This window comes from Gordonia aichiensis NBRC 108223 (genome assembly GCF_000332975.1).
Taxonomy (GTDB): domain Bacteria; phylum Actinomycetota; class Actinomycetes; order Mycobacteriales; family Mycobacteriaceae; genus Gordonia; species Gordonia aichiensis.
This window is the reverse complement of the sequence record NZ_BANR01000008.1, coordinates 85,452-94,328: the sequence shown is the minus strand read 5'-3', so window position 1 is coordinate 94,328 and position 8,877 is coordinate 85,452. Positions and strand designations below refer to the sequence as shown.

At 64.7% G+C, this 8,877-nt stretch carries 9 protein-coding genes and 2 tRNA genes; 3 read left to right on the top strand and 8 right to left on the bottom strand.

What is annotated here, in order from left to right; genetic code table 11:
• The 3 genes from GOACH_RS11710 to leuC form a co-directional block, all read right to left on the bottom strand.
• On the bottom strand, positions 1-387 hold a 387-nt coding region (locus GOACH_RS11710), incomplete at its 3' end, for an HU family DNA-binding protein (protein ID WP_005174800.1).
• Between the two features lie 176 nt (positions 388-563).
• Entirely contained in the window at positions 564-1,157 is a 594-nt protein-coding gene (gene leuD, locus GOACH_RS11705) for a 3-isopropylmalate dehydratase small subunit (protein ID WP_005174798.1), read from the bottom strand.
• A 70-nt stretch (positions 1,158-1,227) separates the two neighbouring features.
• A complete protein-coding gene (gene leuC / locus GOACH_RS11700) occupies positions 1,228-2,655 on the bottom strand; it encodes a 3-isopropylmalate dehydratase large subunit (protein WP_005174796.1) in 1,428 nt (475 codons plus the stop codon).
• A 114-nt stretch (positions 2,656-2,769) separates the two neighbouring features.
• Here leuC and GOACH_RS11695 point away from each other — a divergent pair, with 114 nt between their 5' ends.
• Positions 2,770-3,507: an IclR family transcriptional regulator gene (locus tag GOACH_RS11695; RefSeq protein ID WP_005174794.1), complete on the top strand. Its 738-nt coding sequence runs from the start codon at positions 2,770-2,772 to the stop codon at positions 3,505-3,507.
• Positions 3,508-3,525: 18 nt separating this feature from the next.
• Complete coding sequence (locus GOACH_RS11690; RefSeq protein ID WP_005174791.1) at positions 3,526-4,029, top strand: PPOX class F420-dependent oxidoreductase; 504 nt, start codon at positions 3,526-3,528, stop codon at positions 4,027-4,029.
• 49 nt (positions 4,030-4,078) lie between these two features.
• On the opposite strand, the gene GOACH_RS11685 is transcribed toward GOACH_RS11690, so the two are convergent.
• From GOACH_RS11685 to GOACH_RS11665, 5 genes are all read right to left on the bottom strand, one after another.
• Positions 4,079-4,151 (bottom strand) — tRNA-Glu (locus tag GOACH_RS11685).
• A gap of 49 nt (positions 4,152-4,200) precedes the next feature.
• A tRNA-Gln gene (locus GOACH_RS11680) sits at positions 4,201-4,272 on the bottom strand.
• Between the two features lie 84 nt (positions 4,273-4,356).
• A complete protein-coding gene (gene gltX, locus GOACH_RS11675) occupies positions 4,357-5,835 on the bottom strand; it encodes a glutamate--tRNA ligase (RefSeq protein ID WP_040518451.1) in 1,479 nt (492 codons plus the stop codon).
• A gap of 43 nt (positions 5,836-5,878) precedes the next feature.
• Positions 5,879-6,703, bottom strand: coding sequence for an alpha/beta fold hydrolase (locus GOACH_RS11670; protein ID WP_005174787.1), 825 nt, complete (start codon positions 6,701-6,703; stop codon positions 5,879-5,881).
• Complete coding sequence (locus tag GOACH_RS11665; protein WP_005174785.1) at positions 6,700-7,473, bottom strand: fumarylacetoacetate hydrolase family protein; 774 nt, start codon at positions 7,471-7,473, stop codon at positions 6,700-6,702. The genes GOACH_RS11670 and GOACH_RS11665 overlap by 4 nt, the downstream gene beginning before the upstream one ends.
• A 170-nt stretch (positions 7,474-7,643) precedes the next feature.
• On the opposite strand from GOACH_RS11665, the gene GOACH_RS11660 reads away from it, so the two are divergent.
• Complete coding sequence (locus GOACH_RS11660) at positions 7,644-8,861, top strand: MFS transporter (protein WP_005174783.1); 1,218 nt, start codon at positions 7,644-7,646, stop codon at positions 8,859-8,861.
• Positions 8,862-8,877 lie beyond the last annotated feature (16 nt).

The window sequence follows — 8,877 nt, the reverse complement described above, 5'->3', positions numbered from 1 at the left end:
GGTCTTCTTCGCCGGAGTCGACTTCTTGGCAGCGGTCGTCTTCTTCGCCGCCGTGGTCGACGTCGCACCACTGCCGCGCTTCACGGCCGGACCCGAGGCGGCAAGCTTCTGCTTGCCGGAGACAACGGCTTTGAACTGTGCACCGGGACGGAACGCGGGCACCGATGTCGCGCGAACCTTGACGGTCTCGCCGGTCCGGGGGTTGCGTGCGACGCGCGGTGCGCGACGACGCTTCTCGAAGACACCGAACCCGGTGATCGTGACGCTCTCGCCCTTGTTGACCGCGCGCACGATCGAGTCGACCAACTGCTCGACCGCCTGGGTCGCCGTCTTCCGATCCGTGTCGAGCTTTGCTGTCAGCTCATCGATGAGCTCTGCCTTGTTCATTGGATACCTCCGCAAGCCGATCTGGCCCTCTTTGCAGGCCAGCTACCACCACACGGTAAACGTCGACGTCGAAAACTTCCATCTTCCACGCCAATTAGCGTGACGTGTCACCAATTCGTCACGCTCGAGGGCACTTCCGTCGAGGTATCGCGGAAAGGGTTAAGTAGCGCCTTGAATCACTGCGGCAGTGTGGTCGGCTTCCACGACGGGCGGCGCCGCTCGTACTCAGAAATCGCCTCTACCTGCCGTAATGTCAATCCGATGTCGTCGAGCCCCTCCATCAGACGCCAGCGTGTGTAGTCATCAATTGTCAACGGCACCACGAGGTCTCCCGCGGTGACGGTCCTGTCCTCGAGGCTCACGGTCAGTTCGAGGCCGGGCTGCTCCTCGAGTCGCTTCCAGAGCAGTTCGACGTCGGATTGCTCGACCTGTGCTGCGACGAGACCGGCCTTCCCTGCGTTGCCGCGGAATATGTCTGCGAACCGGGAGGAGATGACGACCCGAAAGCCGAAGTCCGACAGCGCCCAGACCGCGTGCTCGCGTGACGACCCGGTACCGAAGTCGGGTCCCGCGACCAGAACCGAGCCACGCTTCCAGGGTTCAGCGTTGAGAATGAAATCGGGATCGGTCCGCCATCCGGCAAACAATCCGTCTTCAAAACCCGTGCGGGTCACACGCTTCAGGTAGACGGCCGGGATGATCTGGTCGGTGTCGACATTGCTGCGCCGCAGCGGGACGCCGATTCCTGTGTGAGTGATGAACGGTTCCATGATGTGTGCCTCTTGCGATCTGGGGTATGACTTCGGTGATGCGGTGGTCTGGCTGCGCGTTGCGCGCCGTTCAGAGATCCGCGGGCGACGACAGGGTGCCGCGCACCGCGGTGGCCGCGGCGACGGCCGGTGACACGAGATGGGTACGGCCGCCCTTGCCTTGCCGCCCTTCGAAGTTGCGGTTGGAGGTCGACGCGCAACGCTCACCGGGCGCGAGCTGATCGGGATTCATCCCAAGACACATCGAGCAACCCGCCTGCCGCCACTCCGCGCCGGCAGCGGTGAAGATCTCGCCGAGCCCCTCGTCGTCGGCCTGTGCACGCACCCGCATCGAGCCGGGGACCACAAGCATCCGAACGCCTTCGGCGACCCTGCGGCCGTCGAGGATCTCGGCGACAGCACGCAGGTCCTCGATCCGGCCATTGGTGCACGACCCCACGAACACGGTGTCGACGCTGATGTCGCGCAGCGGGGTTCCCGGGGTGAGGTCCATGTATTCAAGGGCTTTCGACGCCGCTCCGGCCGCGTTCTCGTCGCCGAAGTCGGCCGGATCGGGCACCGACGCCGACAACGGCGCGCCCTGACCCGGATTCGTGCCCCAGGTGACGAACGGACTCAACGACGCCGCGTCGATGTGGACCTCGGCGTCGAAGTACGCGTCCGCGTCAGTGCGCAGCGACGTCCAGTACTCGACTGCCGCATCCCAATCCGCGCCCGTCGGAGCATTGGGACGGCCCTTGAGGAAGTCGAAGGTGGTCTCGTCGGGGGCGATCATGCCCGCGCGGGCACCCGCCTCGATCGACATGTTGCAGATCGTCATCCGCGCTTCCATCGAGAGTTTCTCGATGGCGCTACCGCGGTACTCGAGCACATAACCCTGCCCGCCACCGGTTCCGATCTCGGCGATCACGGCGAGGATCAGATCCTTACTCGTGACACCGGGCGGCAGTTCGCCGTCGACCGTGATGGCCATCGTCCGGAATGGCCGCAACGACAGCGTCTGCGTCGCCAGCACGTGCTCGACCTCCGAGGTGCCGATACCCATCGCGAGCGCCCCGAAGGCACCATGTGTCGAGGTATGACTGTCACCGCACACGACCGTCATACCGGGCTGGGTCAGGCCGAGTTGCGGTCCGACGACATGGACGATCCCCTGCTCCCTGTCGCCCATGGGGTGCAGGCGGATTCCGAACTCTTTGCAGTTGCTGCGCAGTGTGTCGACCTGAGTCCGTGACACCGGATCAGCAATGGGCGCTGTGGTATCGACGGTCGGCACATTGTGATCCTCGGTGGCGATCGTCAGATCGGGCCGATGCACGGGCCGACCCGCGAGCCGAAGCCCTTCGAAGGCCTGCGGGCTGGTGACCTCGTGGACGAGATGGAGATCGATGAAGATCAGATCGGGGTCGTTTCCGCCGTTCGCGTCTCCGCGCACGACGACGTGATCGTCCCACACCTTCTCGGCGAGAGTACGGGGCTTGCTTGCGCTGTTCGTCATCACTGCACTCATTCTGGCTGTAGCACTTGTGGTTTCGCGTGGGGTGCCGCGCGTCCCGACGGGCTGCGTCGGATCGCGCGTGCATCTCACGATGTGGACCGCTAGTATCGTCCTATGGGAAAGGATAGCGCACCGGATCCGCAGAGCGGAATCGGTGTCCTCGACAAGTCCGTGATCGTGTTGCGGGCCATCGCCGAGGCTCCGGCCAATCTGACGGAGCTCTGCGAGCGCACCAACCTGCCACGCGCGACAGCGCACCGTCTGGCCGTCGGGCTGGAAACGCATCGCCTCCTCGCCCGCAACGCGGCGGGACGGTGGTATCCGGGTCCCGCGTTGAGCGAATTGGCGTCCAGCGCTCATGATCCCATCCAAGAGGCCGCGCTCATGGTCCTCCCCCGACTGCGCGAGATCACCGGAGAGTCGGTTCAGGTCTACCGTCGGGAGGGCTCCGAGCGGGTGTGCATCGCTGCCATGGAACCGCCCACCGGGTTACGTGACACGGTACCGGTCGGCACCCGTTTCCCGATGAGTGCGGGCTCGGCCGCAAAGGTCCTGCTCGCATGGGCCGAACCGTCGACACAACGGGCGCTTCTGCATGACAGCGTCTTCAGTGACAGGGCACTGTATGAGATTCGACGTCGCGGCTGGGCCCAGAGCGCCGGCGAACGCGCCGCAGGCGTCGCGAGCGTCTCCGCCCCGGTCCGCGACGCCAACGGCGATGTGGTCGCGGCGATCTCGGTCTCAGGACCCATCGACCGCATGGGTCGACGACCCGGCGCACGATGGGCGGCCGATCTCCTCGCCGCCGCCGAGGCCATCCAGAAACGGTTACTGCCAACCGCACGAGGCTGATTCGGTTAGCGTCAGGGCATGGGAACAAACCAACGACAACAGATCGTGATGTCCGACGCCGAGATCGCAGCTTTCGTCGACCGCAGTCGCACAGCGACACTCGCGACCTACGGCGCCGACGGCGGTATCCATCTCGTCGCCATGTGGTACGGGGTCATCGATGGTGAGATCTGGTTCGAGACAAAGGCGAAGTCACAGAAGGCGGTCAATCTCGGTCGGGATGCCCGCTGTTCTGTCCTCATCGAGGACGGCGACACCTACGACACGTTGCGGGGCGTCGCGTTCGAGGGCCTGGCCGAGATCTACAACGACCCCGACAACTGCCACCGGGTCGGAGTGAGTGTCTGGGAACGCTACACCGGCCCCTACTCCGACGAGATGAAACCGTTCGTCGACCAGATGATGCACAAGCGCGTCGCCGTGCGCGTCGTTCCGTCGCGAATCCGCTCGTGGGATCACCGCAAGCTCGGCCTCGACCCGATGCCGGTCGCCGGGTCGACGGCCCCCGCCGTCGACCATTAGCCCCGACGCGAAGAACGCACCTCTCCGCAGAGAGGTGCGTTCTTCGTTGTAGCCCCGACGGGATTCGAACCCGCGCTACCGCCTTGAGAGGGCGGCGTCCTAGGCCGCTAGACGACGGGGCCAGGACTCATATTCAGTTGGAAAGACCGGGATGTGGTGTCCCGGCTTTCGCTGGGGTACCAGGACTCGAACCTAGAATGGCGGTACCAGAAACCGCTGTGTTGCCAATTACACCATACCCCAAAGGTCTTGTTCTCCGTGAGGAAAACAACCTGCGATAGCCTAGCAGAGCCCAACCCCGTAACTACAAATCGGCTGGTCAGAAGGCTAATTGGTGACCTGGTCGGCCGCCGAGCGCAGTCGCGCGAGGCTCTTGTCACGCCCCAACAACTCCAACGACTCGAACAGCGGCGGGCTGATGTGGGAACCGGTGACCGCGACGCGGACCGGACCGAAGGCCTTGCGCGGTTTGAGTTCGAGTCGCTCGACGAGTGCGGTCGTGAGTGCGTCCTGGATGGCCTCGGTGTTCCATTCGCCGAGCTCCGAGAGAGTGGTGATCGCTGCGTCGAGAACCGGGGCAGCATCGGCCCCGAGGTTCTTCGACGCCGACTTCTCGTCGATCGCGAACTCGTCGTCGTCGATGTAGAGGAACGAGATGAGCGGCCACGCGTCGCCGAGTACCTGGATGCGGGTCTGGACCAACTCGGCGATCGTGGTGAACTTCTCGTCATCGACGGGCTCGGTGAGCAGCCCCTGGGTGACGAGATAGGTCTTGAGTCGAGACGCGAAGTCGTCGAGTCCGAGCATGCGGATGTGCTCGGCATTGATGGCATCGGCCTTCTTCTGATCGAACCGCGCCGGGTTGGAGTTCACGTCGCGAACGTCGAACCTGTCGATCATCTCGTCGAGCGTGAAGACGTCGGTCTCGTGTGAGTAACCCCAGCCGAGCAGCGCGAGGTAATTCAGCAGACCTTCGGGCAGGAATCCCCGGTCGCGATGGTGGAAGAGGTTCGACTGCGGGTCGCGCTTGGAGAGCTTCTTGTTTCCCTCCCCCATCACGAACGGCAGGTGGCCGAACTCCGGAACACGCTCGGCGATGCCGAGCCGAATGAGTGCCTCGTACAGCGCGATCTGACGTGGCGTCGACGAGAACAGGTCTTCGCCGCGCAGGACGTGGGTGATCTTCATCATCGCGTCGTCGACTGGATTGACGAGCGTGTAGAGCGGGTCGCCGGTGGCGCGGGTGAGCGCGAAGTCGGGAACGGTGCCTGCCTTGATCGTCGTCGAGCCGCGCACCAGGTCGTCCCATGAGATGTCGTGGTCGGGCATCCTCAGCCGCACAACAGGTTTGCGTCCCTCGGCGCGATAGGCCTCGCGCTGTTCGTCGGTCAGGTCGCGGTCGAAGTTGTCGTAGCCGAGTTTGGGGTCGCGACCTGCCGCACGGTGGCGGGCCTCTACCTCCTCGGGCGTCGAGAACGCCTCGTAGGCCTCGCCCGCCTCGAGCAGTTGCTTCACGACATCATTGTGGATACCCCGACGCTCCGACTGCCGGTAGGGCGCGTAGGGGCCGCCGACCTCGGGGCCCTCATCCCAGTCGAGACCGAGCCAGCGCAGCGACTCGAGGATCGCGTCGTAGGATTCCTGGCTGTCGCGGGCGGCGTCGGTGTCTTCGATACGGAAGACGAAGGTGCCCTTGTCATGCCGCGCCTGAGCGAAGTTGAACAGTGCGGTACGCACCATTCCGACGTGTGGCGTGCCCGTCGGCGACGGGCAGAAACGGACACGGATTGGCTGCGCGCTGCTCATGGTGGTCAGCGTATCGAATGGCGACCGACCACCGACCGCCTGCTCAGGCGCGGTGTCTGCCGAGGAAGTCGATCAGCAGACGATTGACCTCTGCGGGCTGCTCGAGGTATCCGAAGTGACCGGCCTTCTCGACCTGTGCGTACTCGGCGGCCGGAATGGCGTCCGCCACCTCGCGGGCGAGCTCGACCGGCAGCCGTCGGTCGTCGCCGAACCCTACGACCAGTGACGGAACCGCGATGCGTCGGTACGCCTCGAGACGGTTGGGCTCGTCCGTGTGAACTCCGAGCTGGGCTCGCATTCCCGGCGTCATCTTCTGCTGCGAGAACGTCATGATGTCGAGCCAGTCGCGGGTCGCCCGGTCGTCGGAAAGGGTGTGTGCGGAGAGATTCAACTCGGCTGTGATCGCAGCCTCGTACTCGGCAGGCAGATCGACCTTGTTGTCGTAGAGCGCGCGCTCGCCCGCCGAGAAGGTCTCCTGCAGGACAGTGGTGCGGCCGTAGGTCGCCATCATCACGGCACCGCGAACGAGGTCGGGCCGCGCGAGCGCCAGCTCCTGGGTGATACGTGCGCCGAGCGAGGTTCCGACGACGAATGCCGGTGTGACGCCGAGTGATTCGATCAGGGCAGCGGTATCGGCGACCATGTCGTCGAGGGTGAACCCCTCGGCACATTCCGATGACGGCGCGATGCCCCGGTTGTCGAACGTGATGACCTCGTATCCCGCTTTCACAAGCGCGGGAACCTGGTTGGCCTTCCACACCCTGCCGGGACTACCGCTGCCCATCACCATCACGACCGCGGGGCCGGCACCCGTGCGGTCGTACGCGATATCGATTCCGTTGACGCGTGCGACACCCGATCCGCTCACGGCTTGTCGACCACCGGGTTGCTCAGCGTGCCGATGCCTTCGACCGACACCGACACCCGCTGTCCGGCGAGCATGGGGCCCACACCCTCCGGCGTTCCCGTGAGGATGACATCGCCCGGGAGAAGCGTCATCACGCGCGACACCCACTCCACGATCGTTGGCACGTCGTTCAGCATCAGCGATGTGCGGCTGCGCTGACGAACCTCGCCATCGAGCTCGGTGGTGATGGCGGCGTCGGTCGGGTCGAAGGATGTCTCGATCCACGGGCCAAGCGGACAGAACGTGTCGTAGCCCTTGGCACGCGTCCACTGACCGTCGATCTTCTGCTGATCCCGCGCGGTCACATCGTTCGCGACGGTGTAGCCGAGGATGGCGCTCGCGGCATCGGCGGCCTTGACGTCCTTACACGGACGGCCGATCACCACCGCGAGCTCGCCCTCGAAGTCGACGCGCTCGGATGACGGAGGGCGCACGATGGGCACCTCGGGCCCGACGATCGACGTATTGGGCTTGAGAAAGATCACAGGATTCTCGGGGGTTTCCGAACCCAGCTCCGCGATATGGGCCGCATAGTTCCGCCCGACGCAGATCACCTTGGACGCGAGGATCGGCGCCAGCAACCGGACGTCGGCCAGCGGCCATGACCGCCCCGTGAACGTCGGTGTGCCGAAGGGGTGTTCGGCAATCTCCTTGGCTGTCGTGGAGCCCTCCGTCTCTTCGATCGAGACGAATGCCACACCATCGGGACTCGCGATTCGGCCTAGACGCATAGCAAGAACCCTAGCGCACCGGATCGGTCCACTCTGTGGGACGTGAAATTGAGCCAACTCGACGTCGGTCTTAAAATATGAACAATGTCTCTCATATTGTGAGATTCGACGCCGCGCATCGTCGCCCCCAGGGCGTTGGCCGCCACAACGTAGGCAGAGGAGGTCGCCACATGACTGCCGTGTCCACGATCAGCAACCCGAGACGCTGGACCATGCTCGCATGCTCGCTCGTCGCCGCGATGACGACGGCGGTCGTCGTCGGCGGCGTGGCCTATCTGATTCCGGCGCTGCACACACAACAGGGCATGTCACTGGCTCAGGCATCGGTGCTGGCAACGATTCCGACGATCGGACTCATGATGGCGATCGTGGGATGGGGCACGTTGCTCGACCGATATGGCGAGCGGACGATCCTGATGATCTCGATCTCGATCACCCTGGTCGGCACGTCCGCTGCCGCTCTCAGCGCAGCCGCCCACGCCTCGTACGTCGCGATCGCTGCCTGTCTCTTCGTCGCAGGGCTCGGTTCCGGCGCAGCAAATGGGGCGAGCGGACGCATCGTCGTCGGGTGGTTTCCCCCCGAATTACGCGGTACTGCAATGGGGATACGGCAGATGGCGCAACCGCTGGGGATCGGGGTCTGCGCACTGACCATGCCCGTGATCGCCGCTGCACACTCGGTCGCCGCAGCACTCGCGGTTCCGGCCGTGGTGACCGCGATCGGTTTGGCGGCCGTCGCCTTCGGCGTGATCGATCCGCCGCTGCCGTCCGCAGCACAGCAGGCCACCTCGGCTCGCCGTCGAAATCCTTACCGGGAGAGTTGGTTTCTGGCACGCGTACACGCGGTGAGCGTGTTGTTGGTGATACCGCAGCAGATGTTGTGGACGTTCGTCCCGACGTGGCTGATCGTCGCGCGGCACTGGTCGCCTGCCGCAGCTGGAATCCTGGTGACGATCACCCAGGTGATCGGCGCTCTGGGCAGGATTGCCGCCGGCCGGTGGTCGGATGCCTGGCTCTCGCGGATGAGACCGATACGCCTGATCGCCGTTGGCGCGGCTGCGGCGATGGCATTGCTTGCCGTCACCGATTGGCTGCACACTCCCCTCGCCCCCGCGCTGATGATGATCGCGTCGGTGATCACCGTTGCCGACAACGGCTTGGCGTTCACCGCGATCGCCGAATACGCGGGGCCCCGATGGAGTGGCCGCGGACTCGCAATCCAGAACACTGCCCAATACCTTGCGACAGCAGCAACCACACCACTGTTCGGACTACTCATCGGCGCCGCCGGTTTCCCACTCGCGTTCCTGGTCAGCGCCGCCGCTCCGGTGGTTGCGACGCCACTCATTCCGAAAGACCCGGTCGTGCACGAGGAAGTGGTGAGTTGATCCAGCGCCGATAGTG

Excerpts from the sequence above, each read along its gene's own strand:
- gltX (WP_040518451.1), bottom strand. The coding sequence starts at position 5,835 with ATGAGCAGCGCGCAGCCAATCCGTGTCCGTTTCTGCCCGTCGCCGACG.
- leuC (WP_005174796.1), bottom strand. The coding sequence starts at position 2,655 with ATGACGAACAGCGCAAGCAAGCCCCGTACTCTCGCCGAGAAGGTGTGG.
- GOACH_RS11690 (WP_005174791.1), top strand. The coding sequence starts at position 3,526 with ATGGGAACAAACCAACGACAACAGATCGTGATGTCCGACGCCGAGATC.
- GOACH_RS11695 (WP_005174794.1), top strand. The coding sequence starts at position 2,770 with ATGGGAAAGGATAGCGCACCGGATCCGCAGAGCGGAATCGGTGTCCTC.
- leuD (WP_005174798.1), bottom strand. The coding sequence starts at position 1,157 with ATGGAACCGTTCATCACTCACACAGGAATCGGCGTCCCGCTGCGGCGC.
- GOACH_RS11665 (WP_005174785.1), bottom strand. The coding sequence starts at position 7,473 with ATGCGTCTAGGCCGAATCGCGAGTCCCGATGGTGTGGCATTCGTCTCG.
- GOACH_RS11660 (WP_005174783.1), top strand. The coding sequence starts at position 7,644 with ATGACTGCCGTGTCCACGATCAGCAACCCGAGACGCTGGACCATGCTC.